The organism is Prevotella sp. RM4, assembly GCF_000701965.1.
In the GTDB taxonomy this organism is placed as follows: Bacteria; Bacteroidota; Bacteroidia; order Bacteroidales; family Bacteroidaceae; genus Prevotella; species Prevotella ruminicola.
Window position 1 is genome coordinate 81,339 of the sequence record NZ_JNKG01000011.1, and the last position, 19,881, is coordinate 101,219.

The window sequence follows — 19,881 nt, forward strand, 5'->3', positions numbered from 1 at the left end:
ATAAATCCCTCGCCGGTAAGCGAGGGATTTTTGTTTATTAAAGATGTTTCTTAGGATAGAGAGTATCCCACCAAGTGGGATCGTCCTTCAGCCACTTCTGGAACCACGCCATCTGGGTGGCCAACCACTTTTCTTTCTTAGAATAATCGAGAATGTGATGATTCTCACCCTCAACTTCTACCAGCGATACTTCGCGTCCTAAGAGCTTCAGAGCAGTAAACATCTGCAGACTCTCGATGAGCGGCACGTTGGTATCAGCATTTCCATGGAGCAGCAACAGTGGTGTGTGGATCTTATCGGCATTGAACAGCGGACTCTGATCGACATACAACTGGCGATGACTCCAAGGATAGCTATTGGCCATCGACACCTCGCTGTAGTTATAGCCCCAATAGCCCTCGCCCCAATAACTGGTGTGATTGGCAATACCGGCATGCGAAACAGCGGCAGCAAAGATATCGGTCTGTGTTTGCAGGTACTGGGTCATAAAGCCACCATACGAAGCACCCATACAACCAATCTTATCCTTATTAATAAATGGATGAGCCTCGCAGATTTTCTTAGTTCCCTCGATGATATCCTCGGCAGGACCACGACCAGCAGTGTTAACATGGCGCGACGCCCACTCCTGACCAAAACCGGTTGCACCACTGGGCTCAAGGATATAAGCTACATAACCCAGAGAGTTCCAATACTGTGGAGCATATGGAGATTCGAAATAACGCGACACAGGCGAGCAACCACCATAGTAGTAAACAATCATAGGATACTTCTTGGTAGCATCGAAATCCTTAGGCAAATAAAGACGACCATAAACAGTATCGCCCTTACTGTTGGTGAAGTTCCAATCCTGACAGGTACCAATCTCTGCGTCGCCAAGAGCCTCAGCGCCATTAAACATTGTACTTTGAGCATTGAACTTTGCGTTCTTTATAGTAGCCACATAGGCTGATGCAGGCTCCATCGTTTTATACGACAGATATGCCAGTACAGGAGCATGGGCAGCCATATTGAAACGATAAGTATAATCGCCCTTAACAGGCAGTTTTGTTATGTTCCCCGTCTTAGGATTCAGTACAAACATATTGACATAATCGCGATCTTCGGCTGAGAAGTAAATCTGTCCATCAGCCCATGACCAATCGACATCATCAATTGAAGGATCGAAATCCTTAGTTAAGGGCTTAACCTGTTTTGAAGCGATATCAAACAGGAAAAGTTCATTCTCTGTCATACTAGGTGTAACCTCGGCAGGCAACTGGCAACCGATACGATTAAAGGCCTCGGGATTACCCACAAACAATATCTGCGATCCATCTGGCGAGAAAGAACCACCACCCAGGAATTCAGCACCTGAAAGCAGCGTATCAACCTTCAATGTCTGAGCATCCATCACAAACACATCAGAAACAGTGGTGGGACGCTTAGTAAGACGAGAGCGATTGCTGATAACCAACAGCTTACTACCATCCTGTGAGATATCATACAGATACTCGCCCTTATTACCAAAGGTAATACGCTGGGTAATACCTGTTTTGATATCGTACTTGGCCAGATAGTTACGTTTGCGCCAACCAGGCTGGCGATCATCCATCTCGAGAATCTCGAATACTTCCTTATCCTCCTGTGGACCTTCTTCTTCAAGTGTAAAAATGAGATAATCCTCGGTAGGAGAAACCGTGTAGCTACCCTCTGGGATATCATAGGCAAAACGCGTACGAACACCTGTCTTGGGGTCAACCTTATATAATACGCGATGACTACCCTCTTTCTCCTCTTCCAACCAAGCGATGCTCTTTGGCATCCAGCGTGGATTGCGTGAAGGCTGCGAAATCAGTCGACCAGACTTCACATCGCGCAACTCATAATTCCAACGAGTATTACCACCACGGTCGGTTGTCTGATAAGACACACAAACAAACTGACCATCGGCCGAAAGATTGATACCACGAACGCGCTTACCATCTGTCAGATCGTGTACCATATAAGGATGATTAGGTGTTAGCTGATAGGTGATGGATGTTGGTGTATCGAAAACCACCTGGATAGAATCGGTATCCTTAGGCTCGGCCAGATACTGGATGGTAAAGGTGTGATGTTCGGGTGCAAGCTTTAACTCACCGCCAGCCTCAACACCATCGATAAAAAGCTTGGAGTGCTTGGGACCTTTCACCTCGATCTTACCCTTGATAAAATCGGAGTTATTAACATAGAAACTCAGCAAACCTACGCTCTTACTATCAGGCAACGATGGAAGAACCTGACCAGAGAACTTTCCTGTAAAGTGAGAGGTTAAAGCAATGGAACCCAACTGCGAAACGGGATCGAACTTCTTGCCCTGCACATCAACTGTATCGATAGCAAAAGGGGCTGAAACTGCATAAGGACCTGCGAGATTAAACTCGGTTACAGGCGTCTTTACTTGGGCTGTAGCCATCATGCCAATAGCCAACAGCATTTGTGTTGTAATAAGTCTTTTCATTTATGTTTGTTTAATAAGCTGCTCTATATTTGCCTTCGTCCTTATCCTCGAGCATCGAGAGATACGACTGATAGCGGCTTTCGGCAATGTAATGGTCCTCGAGTGCCTTGAGCACAGCACAACCAGGTTCGTGGGTATGGGTACAATTTGAGAATTTGCAATCCTGAGAAAAATGGAATATCTCCTTGAAATAGCTGGTAAGCTCCTCTGGTTCCATATCGAACGTACCAAAGCCCTTAATACCTGGGGTATCGATAAGCCAGCCCTCATCCAACCGTATCATCTCACTGAAAGTGGTGGTGTGCTGACCGGTGTTATGGGCATCGCTAATCTCGGCTGTTCGCTGACTGGCACCAGGCACTAAACGGTTAATAAGCGTTGATTTACCTACGCCACTATTACCACTCAGCAAGGTTATCTTATCCTTGAGCAAGGGTTGCAGAGCCTCAACACCTGCACCTGTCTCGGCCGAAATCTGATAACACTCATAGCCAATGGTTTGATACAGATGTACCATCGCCTCCTGATAGCGGCGTGTATCTTCATCGAGCAGGTCGGTTTTATTAAATACCAGGATAACCGGCACACGATAAGCCTCGGCCGAAGCCAGGAAACGATCGATAAAGGTAGTGGATGTCTGCGGATTAACCACCGTAACCACCAAAATGGCCTGATCGACATTAGCCGCCAGGATATGACTCTGTTTGGAGAGGTTGATACTTTTACGGATAATGTAATTACGGCGATCCTCGATCTCGGTAATAAAAGCCGTACCCTCGTTGTTAGGTACAATCTCTACCCTATCGCCCACGGCTACAGGGTTAGTACTACGGATACCTTTCAAACGAAAGTTACCCTTTATCTTACACTCAATCAGCTGGCCATCGTCGGTTAAGACGGTGTACCAGCTGCCTGTATTCTTAATAACAAGTCCGCGCATTTATACGGTCATGATTTCCTTGTTCTTGGCCGTAATCAGCTCATCAATCTTCTTGATAAACTTATCGTGCAACTTCTGGAGCTCAGCCTCGGCATCCTTCTCCAAGTCCTCCGACAGACCATCCTTAATTGCTTTCTTAAGCTTATCCTTGATATCACCACGCACGTTACGTACCTCAACCTTAGCCTTCTCAGCAATCTTGTTGCACTGCTTGGTAAGATCGCGACGACGCTCCTCAGTGGGCTGAGGAATATTCAATCGGATAATCTCACCATTATTCTCAGGAGTGATACCTACATCGCTATCCATAATAGCCTTCTCGATGTTACGGATCTCCTTGCGATCCCAAGGCTTGATAGCAATGGTACGAGGATCGGGCACACTCACGTTAGCCACCTGATTGAGGGGCACCTTGCTGCCATACACTTCTACGCGCACAGCATCGAGAATAGCCACGTTGGCGCGGCCGGCACGGATACGATTCAGCTCCTCCTCGAGGTACATAGCCGCCATTTCCATGAGCTCTTCGCTCTTGTTTAAAATTTCTTTTACGTCAACCATATTTTTGTACTTTTAGTCATTTTCTGATGACAAAAGTAACGTTTTTCTGCGAAACTTCCAAATAATTGCGTTTTTTTCGTTCAAAAATTTTGTTATTTGCGCAAAATCAGCTATCTTTGCGGGTGTTTACTACCATACTTACGGACAATTTATGCTAATATACAGCAATCATATATATATTTATCTGATAGCGGTTTTCTTGATATCCGTTATTGGCATGGTAGTATACAATCGGCTCATCTACTATCGCGAACGCAAAATAACCAGGAAAGTACAGCGGCTGAATATGCAGCTGACACTGATTATGGATGCCAACAAAACTGATACCTGGACCTATCATACCAAGAAGAATATATTTAAGGTTATATCAAAACAGGATCTGACCGAGACACTCTATACACCTTTCGACTTTTCACAGCTTTACGACCGCGATGACTTTAAAAAGATAAAGAAAGCCATTACAAACATACTGAACAGAGAAACCCTATCGGAAACACTGACCGTGAAGAGTGCACCCAACAAAGACGGATTAGTGAAATGCTACGAGATAACCCTCTCGGTACTGCACAGGAACCGCCACGACATACCAAGCGAGATTCTAGGTACCCAGCGCGACATTACTCTGGAGCAGCAAAGGGCAGAGAATACCCGAAAACTGATGCTGAGATACCACACAGTATTTAACTCGTCGCTAGTTGACATGATTTACTATGATGCAGATGGCTATCTGGCCGACCTGAACGATAAAGCCTGCGAGACATTTGGTGTGAAAAACCCTCAAGCCTTGCTTGACCGCCAGATGAAAATGACCGATATTCCCTCGTACAGGGAGATGGACGTACGCACTATAGAGCACACCCAGCTATCGTCGATTACCGATATCAGTCAGACAAAAGCTACCGATGAGCGTGTTCCCGAGGTAACACGCCAAGGCAAGATATACTATGAGGTGATGTTAGGGCCTATCCGAAACGAGGACAACCAGCTTTATGGTGTGATTGCAGCAGGCAGAGACATTACCGAGATGGTAGAGTCGACACACAAGCAGAAGGAAGCCAGCAAGCTGATTGAGAAACGTACCAAAGACATACAGCAATACATCAGAGACATCAACTACTCGCTGAGAATCAGTGAGGCACGCCTGGTAAACTACTACCCCGACACCCATGAACTGGAGATTCTGAGCGACCTGACCGAAACAGGTAAACGTATAGCACAGCTACATGCCGTAGCACTGATACATAGCGACGACCGTCCCAAAGCCAAGCACTTGATTCTGCATATGGACAAACGACGTTTGGGCACGATATCAGAAACACTGCATACCAAACTGCCCGACAAGCAGGGACGCGACATTTACTTGAACTTTAACCTGATGCCCATCACCAACCACGATGGCATAGTAACGCATTACTTCGGTCTGCTACGAAACGACACAGAGATGTCGTACACTGAAATGCGACTGCAGGAAGAAACAGCCAAAGCCCAGGAAGAGGAGCAGCTGAAGAACGCCTTCCTGTTGAACATGAGCTATGAGCTGCGCGTGCCCTTACACGCAGTGATTGGTTTTGCCGACCTGTTCAAAACAGAGCACAGCATGGAAGACGAGCCGATATTTGCCAACGAAATCAAGAAGAACACAGATGTGCTGCTGAACCTGATCAACGATATCCTGTTCATATCACGCTTGGATGCCCACATGATAGAATACAATTACGAGGTGCACGACTTTGCCACCTTGTTCGACAGTTGGTGCCAGCATGGTTGGAGCGAGACGAGCAATGATGCCAGAAAGATCATCAACAACTCCTATAAATCGCTTCGTGTAAAAATTGATAAGCACAACTTGGGTATTGCCATCGAGAAGTTGTGTAACTATGTAGGTTTGAGTACCAACGAGGGACTTATCAAATCAAGATACGAATACCTGCACGACGAGCTGATTGTGATTGTTGACAGCACCGATGGCGGTATGGACCTGGAAGATGCCACCAAGATGTTCGACCGCTTTGTAAGCGATGGCAAGAACAAGCGCATTGGCACAGGACTGGACCTGCCTATCGTAAAAGAGATGATAGAACAGATGGGCGGTACCATCGATGTGCTGTCGGAACCCGACAAGGGTAGCTCGTTCTTTATCGCCCTGCCCTGCGAGATGATTGACTTTGAAAGAAAAATAGTGATATAGTATGCAGATACTGATAGTTATATTAACCCTGGTGGTGATTATCATAGGCATGATATTGAACCGCATTACACTCTACAGCATTCGAAAGAATATCTGGAGAGCCAAGGATATGGCTACCATCATGCAACGCACACTAAACGACAACAACTATGTGGTACGACTCAAACTGCAAAACCACCTGGCCTATAACCTATATGGCGATTTCCTGCCTGCCAACGGTATGACTTTCGAACAGAGTCTGGAATACATACACCCCGACGACCGTCATTTCTATAGCGAGTTTATTATTCGGTTAGTAAAAGGTGCCGAATCATCGGAGTGTATCTTCAGATGGGATAGCAGTTTGGACAAGCATGAAGAACAATGGCGCTATATTCACGATATAGGTATTGTGGAATACGACTATGATGACAAGAAAACGCCAATCAATTTTTACTGTATTCTGGACGACCAGACCGAACAGATACTGACCGAGAAAGAAGAGCGCGAACTAACCGACCGCTACCGCAAGCTGTTTGAGCAGAGTATCGTTGGTCAAGCATTCTACGACAAGGACGGCCATCTGCTGACAGCCAACCACAAGTTGCGCGAGATACTGAAGTTTAAGTCGGAAGACGACCCTTTCTATCATCGCTACAGTCTGTTTGAGTTGCCAACCTTCCGTTATATTCTACAAAAGGATCTTACCGACGACCTCTACTTCTGCACCAAGACAGTGATGTATGAGCGTGGCGTGAACTGTTATTCAGAAATAAGAATACATCCCATTTTCAATGAAGATCACCAATTGGAGTTCTTCACACTGTATATGCGAGATGTTACCCAGGAACGCGAGTTATACCAGCAGGACAAGGAGAACGAAGCATCGCTGCAACGTACCAACCAGGCCATCGAACAGTACGAGACAGAGCTGAAATACCTGATGGAGAATGTTGACATGCACTTTTTCCGCACCTCGTTCGAGAAACGCGAGGTTACCTTCTATCGCGAGATGAGCGTGATAGAAAGCAAAATGGGATTCGACGAGCTCATATCACACTTTATCGACGATCCGTTTGCCGAAGGATTACGACATCCCTACGAGTTCTTTAACGAGCCTAAGTCGACCCTGACCCATATGCGTCCGTTCTTCCACGACAGCGATGAACTGGAGTGGACCTTTATCGACAGCATTCCATACTATGATGAGAACGGCAAGCAGACAGGCACCTATGGTGTGGTAAGAAACGTAACCGACCTGATTTACAAGCAGGAACAACTGAAGGAAGAAACCGAACGCGCTAACCAGGCTGGTATGCGCAAGAGTACCTTCCTGGCCAGCATGAGTCATGAGATACGCACCCCACTGAACGCCATCGTAGGTTTTTCGGATGTATTGGCAACCATGAGTACACCCGAAGAGCGAGAGGGTATTATACAAGTGATATCCAACAACTGCGACATGCTGTTACGTCTGATGAACGATATTCTGGCACTCTCATCGTTAGAGAGTGGCGACATCATCGTCAAGCCCACCAGAACCGACTTTGCCAAGTGCTTTAACAGCGTAGCCACCTCGTTGGCACAGCGCATCAAGAACCCCAAAATAGAATTCCTGGTAGAGAGTCCCTACCCCACCTATATCACAACCATTGATGGCGGACGTACCCAACAGATAGTAACCAACTTTGTTACCAATGCCATCAAATATACCCAACAGGGGCATATAAAGATTGGTTATGAGCAGCAGATGCGACAGGATAAGGAAGGCTTGTACATCTACTGCGAAGATACCGGTGCTGGCATACCCAAGGAGCACCAGGGGAAAGTATTCGACCGCTTTGTAAAGCTGAACGATTTTGTACAGGGCACCGGTCTGGGCCTGAGCATCTGCAAGCTTATTGCCGACAACAGCGGTGGTGAGATTGGCGTTACATCCGAAGGCAAGGATTGTGGCTCCACCTTCTGGGTATGGATTCCATGTAAACAAGAAATTACTGAATGATTATGAATAGATTTAGAATATTTGTACTACTTTTGGCCTGCCACCTGTCATTTGGCACCGCATACGCTCAAAAAGACAGCATCATTGTTTACAATGATCAGCGACCGCTGGTGTATGAGGATGCCTGGGACCTGTGGCCCTATGTATTCCTGAACGAGAACGGCGAACCTGACGGCTATAATATCGACCTTTTGAAGATGATTTTCAAAGAACTCGACATTCCATACGTTATCAGACTACGCCCTACTCTGGAAGCCCAAAAAGACCTGAAAGACCATAAGTCGGACCTGATGCTGAGAATGGATGCCGACTTTGCCCGCAACAACTCATCCTACGGCAAAACCATTGTACAGATATTCACCCATAGTCTGGTAACGCCCAAAAGTCAGGCTATCCATGCCAAGGCTGGAAAAGACCTTACCGACTACTCTATCATTGTACACGAGGGAAGTTTCAGTCACCATAAACTGATTGATAACGGATGGGCCAAGGAAATCATCCCCTTCGACGACATGAAAGAGGCCATACAGACAGTAAGTTCTGAAAATAAAGGTGTGATACTTTGGAACTCTGTGTCGCTGAAGTGGCTGATGATGAAATACCATACCGACAACCTGGAACTCACTCCCTTCGACTTTCCCTATGGCGAATATAAGTTCTTTGCCAACGACCATCACCTGCTGGCGCAACTGGACAGCGTTTACTCGAAACTGCGCGCCAACGACCAGTTGACTGCTATCCAGAACAAGTGGTTCTATCCCGAGCGACAAGAGTCGGGTATCCCTTCGTGGATTTGGGATTGGATTAAGTTCTTTGCCATCCTGGCTTTGGCCATTATCATTTACTATGCCTTCTTCAAGATTCGCGAACACAAAATGACAAAGAAGATCTTGAAGGAAAACGAACGTCTGTCGTTGGTTATGCGTACCAGTAACGTAAAGTTCTGTACTTACGATGTGGTCTCACAGTTCTTTGTGATGATGGATTCGGCCGGCTACCCCGAGCGCAACTATTCGCTGCTGGAATTCTCACACCGATTCGATCCTAACGACTTTACGCAACTTACCGAAGCCTTGCGCCTGGTTATCGAGGAGAAAGTTCCTACCTATACCTTGCAACTCAAGGAATACGAGAACGACCTGATTCATAGCAACAACTACACGGCTACCCTGTCGGTATTGCGACGCGATAAACACAAGAAACCATCAGTTATTATCTGTTCGAAGACCGATACCACCCAGGAGCGCATGCGCCAACAGCTCATTAAGGAGTCGATGCTGCGTTATCAGTCGCTGTTTAACTCGGCTATGGTAGATATGGTGTACTATGATGCCGATGGTTATATCACCGATATGAACTCCAAATCACTTGCTATAGTAGGAGTTGACATAGAAACAATCAGAAAACAGCACATCTCACTATCCGATGTGCTGGGTATAGAAGATTTGGATCTCGACGACTTCGAAATCTTCTATGCCACACAGATTTACAACGGACCTGACGATGGGCGTACACTGAACAATCTGTTGAAACGCGACAAGTTATACTACGAGCTGCAGGTAATGCCTATCCGCGATAACAATGGTAAGCGCATCGGTTTCTTCGGTTCTGGACGTAATGTAACCGAGGTTGCCCATTCGTACCGACAGCTGCAGGAGAACACCAACGAACTGCAAGAGGCACAGGACGAGGTTACCAACTATGTGCGTAACATCGACTATGTGCTGGCTGTAGGAGGCATCAGTCTGGCCAAGTATCACCTTGACACGCACACACTAACCGTATTCAGCGAAATCAATCACGAGAAATATTCGCTAACCCAAACCAGAGCATTGGCATTCATCGCCCCCTCATCAGAGAAACAGGCACTGCGCATACTGAACAAGATGGATAATAAGCAGCCTGGCAGTCTGCGAGCCGAAATCAAGACCTGCATCAGGCGCAAGGACCACGTAACCCTGCACCTGCAGTTTAACTTTGTGCCCACCTATAAGGATGGACAGATAGTGGAATACTTCGGACTGATTCGTGACATCAGTGATATCAAGGCCGTGGAAGAGAAACTAGCATTGGAGTCGGTTCGTGCCCAGGAGGTAGAGACAGTGAAGAACGCCTTCCTGCACAACATGAGCCACGAGATACGTACACCATTGAATACGGTAGTAGGATTCTCCGAATTGTTTGAGATGGATCACTCGCCTGAAGACGAGGCTGTATTTATCAATGAGATTAAGGAGAACTCGGCCTCGCTGCTCAAACTGATCAACGACATTCTGTTCCTGTCGCGACTGGATGCCGGCATGATTACCATCTCGCCTCAGCCCATCGATCTGGCCAGCATTTTCGAGGGCCGTTGCTCATCTGTTTGGGACAACCACAAGCAACCAGGCGTAGAGTATATTGCACAGAATCCGTTTAAGCGATTGATAGTTGAGATTGATGAGCCCAATGTATCGATGATTCTCAACAAGATACTCACTAATGCCATACAACACACCACCTCGGGATCGGTATTGGCACGCTACGAGTTTATTGCCGACCGCCTGATTGTATCGGTAGAAGATACCGGATGTGGCATTAAGCAAGAGGACATCGAACACATTTTCGACCGATTTGTAACTGGTGCCAACAATGGCGCAGGCTTGGGTCTCAGTATCTGCCATGAGTTGGTAGAGTATATGGGCGGACAGATAGAGCTTAAATCTACCGAAGGCAAGGGCACCATGGTATGGTTCTCGATACCTTGTAAGCTGATAGAAATGGAACGTTGTTAAATCCGAAACTTGATGATCATGACAAAAAAGATATTCATACTTGCTATTACCAGTTTGCTTGCCTTGTGCCACGTACAGCAAGCAGCGGCCAAATATATACGTGAATACACCACCGAAAAACCGCTGATTATTGTGAGCGACTGGGAGTTCCCGCCTTATGAGTTCAGAAACGACATGGGTGAACCTGATGGCTACAATGTTGAGGTATTGAACTTGATATTAGACAAACTGGGTATTCCGCACAAGTTCATCATGAAAGAGTGGTACCAGTGTACAGAGACTTTCGACAGGCACGAGGCCGACCTTATCCACTGTCTGAAGTTTAAATACGACCGTCCCCCATTCGAGTACACCCAGAACATGATTACCTATTATAATGTAAGGGCTGTACGACTGAAGGGGACCCGTCCGCTCCGACGCATCAGTCAGCTTACTAAGAATGATACACTGACAGTAAAGAAAAACGACTATGTTGACTTGAAGGTAGCCGAACAGAAGAGCAAGCCGTTTAGGGTAGAATACCATTCACCCCGCGAGGCCCTGATGGGTATCCGAAGTGGCAAGTACAAGTACTACATGTGGGGCGAACAGCCACTGATGATGAAGGTTAAGGAGCTGAACATTGATGGCATTGAGTTTGACGAGACCGACATCCCTGCTGGCGAGTTGCGTATCATCGGTTACGATAAGGATCTGATTCATGCTATTGACGATACGTTTGCACGTATGGAGCAGTCGGGCGATGTCGAAAGGATATACGACAGGTGGTTCCATCCCGAGAATGTACACAACGATGCATCGCCCATGACACTCATTCTGCTGGTTGTCATCATCGCAGCAGCCATCATCTTCCTGCTGTTCAGTCAGGTGATGCGTACCCGCGTTCGAAAGGCTGTTGAGAAATCGGTTGACCTGAACGAGATGATGCAGAAAGCACTGAGTTCAGGTAAATACTATGTGATTGAGTTCGACATCCAGACACAATGGTTGAAAAACAGATATGGCGACATGCTACCTGAAGAAGGTATGAGTCACGCCGAATTTATGGATCGCCTACCCGAAGAAGAGAAGGGTAAATTCAGCGAAGCCATGCGCTTAATGAGTCAAGGTCATAAGGATCTGGGCTATCTGAAGCGTCGTTATAACAGAGGAACAATAGAAAAACCCGACTGGCATTGGATTGAGGGACACGCCGTAGTAGAATACGACGAAGACAAACCACGTTACATCATTACCTCGTTCAGGGATTACACCAACGAGGTACAAGAGGAGCGCATGAACGAAGAGATAGCTAGCAAATACCAGAACATGTTCGAATATGGCTTGATAGCCATGTCGTTCTATGACAAGGATGGTAAACTGATTGACGTGAACCGTCGTATGGCCGACCTCTGCGAGTTTGACAAGGATGGCGAGGAGTTCTTCCGCCAGATGAACCTGTTCGAAGTTCCCCTGGTAAAAGGCCTGTACCACAAAGGCGACAAAGAGAACTTCCACGTTTGTCAGCGCATGTTCTATCCCGAGATTGGCATCTACAAGTATATCGAGATTAAGGTACGCCCAACATTCGATGAGAATGGCGAGATGCAGTTCTACGTGGTAACGGCTCGCGATATGACTGCCGAACGACACCTATATCTGGAACAGCATAGGCACGATACCGAGATTCGTAAAGCCACCGAAGATATCAAGACCTACGAGAACCAACTGGGTTATCTGCTTGAAACCTGTAAGATGTTTGTTTGGACATTCGACTTGAAAGAGGGACTCATCCACTTCAGCTATAGTGGTCGCAAAACCGACTATACCAAGACTCTGGATGAATTCTATAGAGGCGTAACTGACGAGTTTAGCGAAAATGCACTCAAGGATGCTATGGCAACAATAGCCCAAGCTAGGCCATACAACCAAACCATCCACTTCAAGTACACCGTTATCAACCCTAATCCTGTATGGTATGCCATCAGCGGTATTCCCAGTTTCGATGAGAATGGAAAGGTATATCAATATTTTGGTGTGGCTCGTAACATCGATACCCTGATGGAAGCCCAGCAGAAGCTGAAAGACGAGACCCTGCGCGCTGAGGAATCAGGTAAGATGAAGGCAGCCTTCCTGGCTAATATGACCCATGAGATACGCACGCCACTGAATGCCATTGTGGGATTCAGCGATCTGTTGCCAGTGGTTGAGGAACATAGCGAGCGTATGGAGTTTATCCGCATTATCCGCAACAACTGCGACATGCTGATGCGACTCATCAACGATATTCTCGAAGCCTCGAATGTTGGTCAGGCACTGGCCATCCAGCCCGAGCAGGTTGACTTTGCCAAGGTATTCGACGACATCTGTCAGACGTTGGCACAACGTGTGGATGAGGCTGGCGTGCTGTTCATCAAGGATAATCCATACGAAACATTCCCTGCTACGCTTGATAAGGGCCGCATACAACAGGTACTTACCAACTTTACCACCAATGCCATCAAGTACACCCACGAAGGACACATCAAGGTGGGCTATCGCGAGCAGGATGGCGGCATCTACTTCTACTGCGAAGATACAGGTGCTGGTATCCCCAAGGATAAGCAGGCTGCTGTGTTTGAGCGTTTTGTAAAGCTGAACGACTTTGTACAGGGTACAGGTTTAGGATTGAGTATCTGTAAGGCTATAGCCGAACGATGCGAAGGAAAGATTGGTGTTGAATCAGAAGGTGAAGGTCATGGTTCTACCTTCTGGATGTGGATACCAAGGAAATAAAAAAAAAAGCCCTCGCCATTTAGCGAGGGCTTATTATTTAGAAGAACAATGCTCTTTCAACCCAGTAAGTAAGAATACCTGCCAGATAGCCCACAAAAGCCACCCAGGTAATCTTCTTCATATACCAGCCAAAGGTAATCTTCTCGAGACCCATCACAACCACGCCAGCAGCCGATCCGATGATAAGCATTGAACCGCCCACACCAGCACAGTAGGCCAGCAACTGCCAGAAGATACCATCGATAGCCATATCGCCAGTAGCAGCCACAGGATACATACCCATACATCCGGCTACCAGAGGCACGTTATCAACAATCGACGAGAGCACACCGATAATACCTGTTACCAGGAAGTGATTACCCTCGAAAGTGGTATCAAGTACGCCACCCAGCATGGTGAGTACGCCAACCTCCTGCAGTACGGCTACAGCCATCAGGATTCCCAGGAAGAACATAATGGTAGACAGGTCGATACGCGACAGCAGATCGCTTACACGCTTGGCCATTGTGTCATCATCCGAAGCACTGTAGTGGAAGATCTCTGTAACTGTCCAAAGCAGACCCAGAACAAGCAGGATGCCCATGAATGGAGGCAGATGAGTAATCGTCTTGAAGATGGGCACAAAGCACAGACCGCCTACACCCAGCCAGAAGATGATGTCGCGCTGCGACTTGGTAAAGGTGCTAACATCGGCCTTTGGCAGATTCTGCTCCTTATCAAATTTGCCTTCCAACTGATACTGCAGGATAAAGGCTGGTACCAGCATAGAAATCAGCGATGGGATAAAGATTTCGGTCAGCACACCCTGAGTAGTAATAACGCCCTTAATCCAAAGCATGATGGTGGTTACATCGCCAATAGGCGAGAATGCGCCTCCCGAGTTAGCCGAGATAACTACCAGAGCTGCATAGATCAATCGGTCGTTACGACTCTGAACCAACTTACGCAGCACCATAATCATCACGATAGATGTTGTTAGGTTATCAAGAATAGCTGAAAGGAAGAAGGTCATAAAGGCCATTCGCCACATCAGCTTACGCTTAGAGCGTGTCTTTATGGCATCGCGAACAAAGTTAAAACCACCGTTTGAGTCTACAATCTCTACGATGGTCATGGCACCCATCAGGAAGAACAAGGTACCTGCGGCATCGCCCAAATGATGTTCGATAACTTCGGATATGTGGTGCATCACATCACTGCCCAGTAAGCTGGGATAATACGACATTGGATCGAGCATAAGCAGTGTCCAGCACAGCACACACATCAGCAGCGCAATAGCCGCTTTATTTACTTTTGTCAGGCTCTCAAGAGCTATACAAAGATAGCCTATACAGAACACAACGACAATCAAAATTGTTAATGTTGACATTTTTGTTTAGAATACTTTTTAATTATTGTTTTGAATTTGGCTGCAAAGGTACGAATAAGTGAGAAGAAAACCAAATATTATTTGAGTTTTCTCGAACGGAAGTACCTTAGAGCGAAGCTCAGAGGTAATAATAAGTTAGAAGAATACCAAATAAAACCCGAAAAGTTTGTTGCTTAGCGAAAAAGTTTGTATATTTGCACTCCATATGAACAACGAACTGAATAATGAAGTAAAGTGGAGTGACAACGTGGTACTGGTAGATGCAGACTACGTTGACACTGTGGCATTTAATCTCATTGTTAACTTCGAGCGCATGATTGGAAGACGCATTCCACAGGCAGATATCGCCAAGTGGCTTGACTGCGTGGCACTCGATGGCGGCGTGAGAGAGGGTGAGAACGATATACAGGTAATCCTGATTCACCAGAAGGACCAGCAGCAGATGAAAAACTTCGTACCAGGAAACTATGCTAACGACTTGAGCGAAAAGGCATTCAAGGATCATCTGGGCGAGTTTACCATCAATGCCTACCAGCCCGAAGAGTTTGCCAAGACTGGCGATTTCTTTTGCGAGGTACTCGAACTGGTTTGCGCCCAGAAAAACATTAAGCGCCTGATGGTGATTCCAAATGCCGAAGATGCCTCTATATATAATAAGGTACGCGAGACGTTGCGCCATGCCGACGATGATGACAAGCGCATCACCGTGTTCAGCATGCAGCCACAAACAGGCGGCAACTATCGTCAGGAAATCTTAGGCTACTCGCTGATGGCAGCATTAGGCATTAAGGCCGACGAGATTAAAGATTAAAGGCCTCGATTAAGTGAGAGCAAAGCCAAGCTTGCTTGAGCTATGCCGAACGTGAGAGGGCTCAATACGAAGTATTAACATTAAAAATTATAGGACTATGGCAAAAGTATTAATGATTGGCGCTGGTGGCGTGGCTACCGTTGCAGCGTTTAAGATTGCTCAGAACGCTGACGTGTTTACAGAGTTTATGATTGCTAGTCGCCGTAAGGCTAAGTGTGATAAGATTGTGGAGGATATCCACAAGGCTGGATATAAAATGGATATTAAGACCGCTCAGGTTGATGCTGATGATGTAGAGCAGCTCAAGGTGCTGTTCAACGACTTCAAGCCCGAGCTGGTTATCAACCTGGCCCTGCCCTATCAGGACCTGACTATTATGGATGCCTGCTTGGCTTGCGGTTGCAACTATCTCGATACCGCTAACTACGAGCCAAAGGACGAGGCTCACTTTGAGTATTCATGGCAGTGGGCTTATCGCGAACGCTTTGAGAAGGCTGGACTGACAGCTATCTTGGGCTGCGGTTTCGACCCAGGTGTAACTTCAATCTACACCGCTTATGCTGCCAAGCATCACTTCAAGGAGATTCAGTATCTGGATATTGTTGACTGTAACGCTGGCGACCACCACAAGGCTTTCGCTACCAACTTCAACCCAGAGATCAACATCCGCGAGATTACCCAGAAGGGACTGTACTGGGAAGATGGCAAGTGGGTTGAGACCGAGCCACTGGAGATTCACAAGGATCTTACCTATCCAGAGATCGGTCCTCGCGACAGCTACCTGCTGCACCACGAGGAAATCGAGAGTCTGGTTATCAACTACCCCACTATCAAGCGTGCCCGTTTCTGGATGACCTTCGGTCAGCAGTATCTGAAGCACCTCGAAGTGATTCAGAACATTGGCATGAGCCGTATCGACGAGGTAGAATACGAGGCACCATTGGCCGATGGTACTGGTACTGCCAAGGTAAAAATTGTACCTCTGCAGTTCCTGAAGGCTGTGCTGCCTAACCCACAGGATCTTGGCGAGAACTACGAGGGACAAACCTCTATCGGCTGCCGCATCCGTGGTATTGGCAACGATGGCAAGGAGCACACCTATTATGTATACAACAACTGCAGCCACCGTGCCGCCTACGAGGAGACAGGTATGCAGGGTGTTAGCTACACCACAGGTGTACCAGCGATGATTGGTGCCATGATGTTCTGCAAGGGTCTTTGGAACACCCCAGGTGTTCACAACGTAGAGGAGTTCGATCCCGATCCATTCATGGAGCAGCTCAACAAGCAGGGTCTGCCTTGGCATGAGATCCACGATGGCGACTTGGAATTATAATCAATTATAAATAATAACTCATAAAATAGTAAAACTAACTATGGCAAAAGAAAAAGATGAGGCCTTGTCGCCTCAGCAGGAGAAGTTGAAAGCGCTTCAGGCTGCCATGTCGAAGATTGAGAAAGACTATGGTAAGGGCTCGATTATGCGCATGGGAGACGAGCAGATAGATAATGTAGAAGTTATCCCAACAGGTTCGATAGGTTTGAATGCAGCCTTAGGTGTAGGTGGCTACCCCAAAGGTCGTATCATCGAGATATATGGTCCCGAGTCGTCAGGTAAAACCACACTGGCCATCCACGCTATTGCCGAGTGCCAGAAGAATGGTGGTATTGCCGCTTTCATCGATGCTGAGCATGCTTTCGACCGTTTCTATGCAGCCCACCTGGGTGTTGATGTAGAGAACCTCTATATCTCACAGCCCGATAATGGTGAGCAGGCTCTGGAGATTGCCGACCAGTTGATTCGTTCGAGTGCTATCGATATCATCGTCATCGACTCTGTAGCCGCTCTGACTCCTAAGAAGGAGATTGAGGGCGACATGGGTGATTCTGCAGTTGGTCTGCAGGCCCGTCTGATGAGCCAGGCACTCCGCAAGCTCACCTCAACCATCTCGAAGACTAACACTACCTGTATCTTCATCAACCAGTTGCGTGAGAAGATTGGCGTAATGTTCGGTAACCCCGAAACTACCACAGGTGGTAACGCCCTGAAGTTCTACGCTTCAGTACGTCTGGATATCCGCAAGGTTACTGCCATTAAGGATGGCGACAACATCATTGGTAACCAGGTACGCGTAAAGGTGATTAAGAATAAGGTGGCTCCCCCATTCCGCAAGGCCGAATTCGAGATTACCTTTGGCGAGGGCATCTCAAAGATTGGCGAGATTGTAGATCTGGGTGTTGAGTACGAGATTATCAAGAAGAGTGGTTCATGGTTCAGCTATGGCGACTCGAAACTGGCTCAGGGCCGCGATGCAGTAAAAGCGCTGCTCAAGGATAACCCAGAGCTTTGCGAGGAACTCGAAGCAAAGATTATGGAAGCTATTGCTGACAAGAAATAATAAAAACAATTATCCCAGCCGCTTGGCTGGGATAATTGTTTATTCGGCTGTTGGATCGGCTTTACCACCCATCCAGCCCTTTACTGGCTGAGGTTTCTTCTTTTTCTTACCAGTGCCTTCGTTCATATCCTTTACGCTGGTTTTCTTAACCACACCCGTTCCGTCGAACTCTACATACAGCAGTTTATCGTTCGAGCGGTTAAACACCCAGAAGTACTGTCCACCCTGTCCGGGCTCGACCTTATCGGGCTCACCAGCTGCCATCTGAACCTCGTCCTCGCTCATACCGACACCTACGTGTCCGGCACGAATCATAGCACGACTGGCTTCGCTGGTTACAACCTTCTTACCAGGACCAGGAGCAAATATCAAACCGAAGAACTGATCGGGATGGGCCTCGCTCTGATACTGATCAAGGAAGCACTCGGAATAGAAGTAGGTACCAAGGGTGGTATTCTTCAGCTTAACGGTAGCCATATTATCACTCTTGTGGGGCGTAATCGATTCAATCTTGTACTCAGCCAAACGTGGGATAGCCTGCTGCTTGCTGGTGACCTCGTTCAGCATCTTTACAGGAATCTTGGTGTGTACAACCTTACCAATAAACAGCTTGTAGTTGCGACTGCTGATTGACATGATGTCGTCCTGCAACTCAAACGAGTTATTAAACAAGAATCGAGCATCTTCACCTGCCAACTCATCGTCGCGCAGTCCGCAGTTGGTTCTCGACATCGTTACGTTCTGATAGAACTGGTTGCCATCATTATCCTCGACCACGATTTTAACAGGGAAATTACGCGAGCCAACACCTACAGCCACTACCTTTACCACCATATCCTGGTCAACCAGCACCTCCTGATAGCCCTCGCCATCATACTCGGTATCCATACGGTAAAGCTTGGTCTTGGTGTACAGCATCTTATCCATCAGCTTCTCCTTGGCAATATCCACATCGCCCAGATAGGCCAATGTGGGCACACCCGTTTTCTGGAAGCAATAGTCCTCAAAGGTGCCGTAATCTATCTCGTAATAATAGAATTTGCCATCATCCTGACACTGGAAGTTAATCAGGGCATGACCATCCTTACTCTCCGAATGGCCTTTATAGATCATGATTTTGTACTTCAATGTGAGGTTGCTCACATTCTTGCCCGTGGCAGTTTCAGTAAAAGTTTTCACCACCAGGTCGTACTTATCAGGCATCACCATAAACTTCATACCTTCCTCCCAATCGCACAAACTGTGGAAGCGGAAGTTCTGGCTGATGAAGTCCTTAGCACTCTCCTCATCCTCCTCCATCGCTTCGGCAATCTCGTCTGCCATATGATTCTGAGCACTCTTGGTAGCGCCCTTAGTCTTTACAATATAAGAGTTGGTCTGAGCCGAGGCTGCCATAAAGGCAAACGCCATACAGGCAGTTAAAAACGTTTTTTTCATCATGACCGATTGTTTTAATATAGAATTCTGTGTGCAAAGATAGACTTTTTCGGATGAATATCCAAATATTTTGTGCCAAAATGACGTAATAAAAAACATTTTTATCATAAAAGGACATTTTGGCACATGCTTTGCACTCCCGATTGTGACAAATTGAGTATAAATTAAAAAAATATAAGAAT

At 46.9% G+C, this 19,881-nt stretch carries 12 protein-coding genes; 7 read left to right on the forward strand and 5 right to left on the reverse strand.

Annotation, left to right across the window (positions count from 1 at the left end):
• Window positions 1-37: 37 nt before the first annotated feature.
• Genes T499_RS0110910 through frr form a run of 3 tightly spaced genes read right to left on the reverse strand, consistent with a single transcriptional unit; the run spans window position 38 to window position 3,983 of the window.
• Entirely contained in the window at window positions 38-2,482 is a 2,445-nt protein-coding gene (locus T499_RS0110910; RefSeq protein WP_033151006.1) for an alpha/beta hydrolase family protein, read from the reverse strand.
• Between the two features lie 10 nt (window positions 2,483-2,492).
• A complete protein-coding gene (gene rsgA / locus T499_RS0110915) occupies window positions 2,493-3,422 on the reverse strand; it encodes a ribosome small subunit-dependent GTPase A (RefSeq protein WP_028907320.1) in 930 nt (309 codons plus the stop codon).
• Entirely contained in the window at window positions 3,423-3,983 is a 561-nt protein-coding gene (gene frr / locus T499_RS0110920; RefSeq protein ID WP_033151007.1) for a ribosome recycling factor, read from the reverse strand.
• 217 nt (window positions 3,984-4,200) lie between these two features.
• Here frr and T499_RS0110925 point away from each other — a divergent pair, with 217 nt between their 5' ends.
• Genes T499_RS0110925 through T499_RS14300 form a run of 4 tightly spaced genes read left to right on the forward strand, consistent with a single transcriptional unit; the run spans window position 4,201 to window position 13,683 of the window.
• Window positions 4,201-6,171: a sensor histidine kinase gene (locus tag T499_RS0110925; RefSeq protein ID WP_198021297.1), complete on the forward strand. Its 1,971-nt coding sequence runs from the start codon at window positions 4,201-4,203 to the stop codon at window positions 6,169-6,171.
• Between the two features lies 1 nt (window position 6,172).
• Window positions 6,173-8,155, forward strand: coding sequence for a PAS domain-containing sensor histidine kinase (locus T499_RS14295; RefSeq protein WP_052173667.1), 1,983 nt, complete (start codon window positions 6,173-6,175; stop codon window positions 8,153-8,155).
• 2 nt (window positions 8,156-8,157) lie between these two features.
• Window positions 8,158-10,929 (forward strand): ATP-binding protein, encoded by a 2,772-nt coding sequence (locus T499_RS0110935; protein ID WP_198021298.1) that lies wholly within the window; start codon window positions 8,158-8,160, stop codon window positions 10,927-10,929.
• Window positions 10,930-10,947: 18 nt separating this feature from the next.
• Complete coding sequence (locus T499_RS14300; RefSeq protein ID WP_198021299.1) at window positions 10,948-13,683, forward strand: ATP-binding protein; 2,736 nt, start codon at window positions 10,948-10,950, stop codon at window positions 13,681-13,683.
• 37 nt (window positions 13,684-13,720) lie between these two features.
• Here the strand turns inward: T499_RS14300 and nhaD are convergent, their stop codons facing one another.
• Complete coding sequence (gene nhaD, locus T499_RS0110945; protein ID WP_033151010.1) at window positions 13,721-15,052, reverse strand: sodium:proton antiporter NhaD; 1,332 nt, start codon at window positions 15,050-15,052, stop codon at window positions 13,721-13,723.
• A 205-nt stretch (window positions 15,053-15,257) separates the two neighbouring features.
• On the opposite strand from nhaD, the gene T499_RS0110950 reads away from it, so the two are divergent.
• The 3 genes from T499_RS0110950 to recA all read left to right on the forward strand — a co-directional run bounded on the left by T499_RS0110950 (window position 15,258) and on the right by recA (window position 18,262).
• Window positions 15,258-15,863, forward strand: coding sequence for a DUF6621 family protein (locus tag T499_RS0110950; protein ID WP_013065334.1), 606 nt, complete (start codon window positions 15,258-15,260; stop codon window positions 15,861-15,863).
• Between the two features lie 97 nt (window positions 15,864-15,960).
• On the forward strand, window positions 15,961-17,199 hold the full coding sequence (locus T499_RS0110955) for a saccharopine dehydrogenase family protein (protein ID WP_013065478.1): 1,239 nt from the start codon (window positions 15,961-15,963) through the stop codon (window positions 17,197-17,199).
• 40 nt (window positions 17,200-17,239) lie between these two features.
• Window positions 17,240-18,262, forward strand: a complete 1,023-nt coding sequence (recA, locus tag T499_RS0110960; protein ID WP_013063920.1) for a recombinase RecA — start codon at window positions 17,240-17,242, stop codon at window positions 18,260-18,262.
• A gap of 39 nt (window positions 18,263-18,301) precedes the next feature.
• Here the strand turns inward: recA and T499_RS0110965 are convergent, their stop codons facing one another.
• Window positions 18,302-19,702 carry a hypothetical protein gene (locus tag T499_RS0110965; RefSeq protein WP_033151011.1) on the reverse strand — a complete coding sequence of 467 codons (1,401 nt, stop codon included), beginning with the start codon at window positions 19,700-19,702 and terminating at the stop codon, window positions 18,302-18,304.
• Window positions 19,703-19,881: the final 179 nt, after the last annotated feature.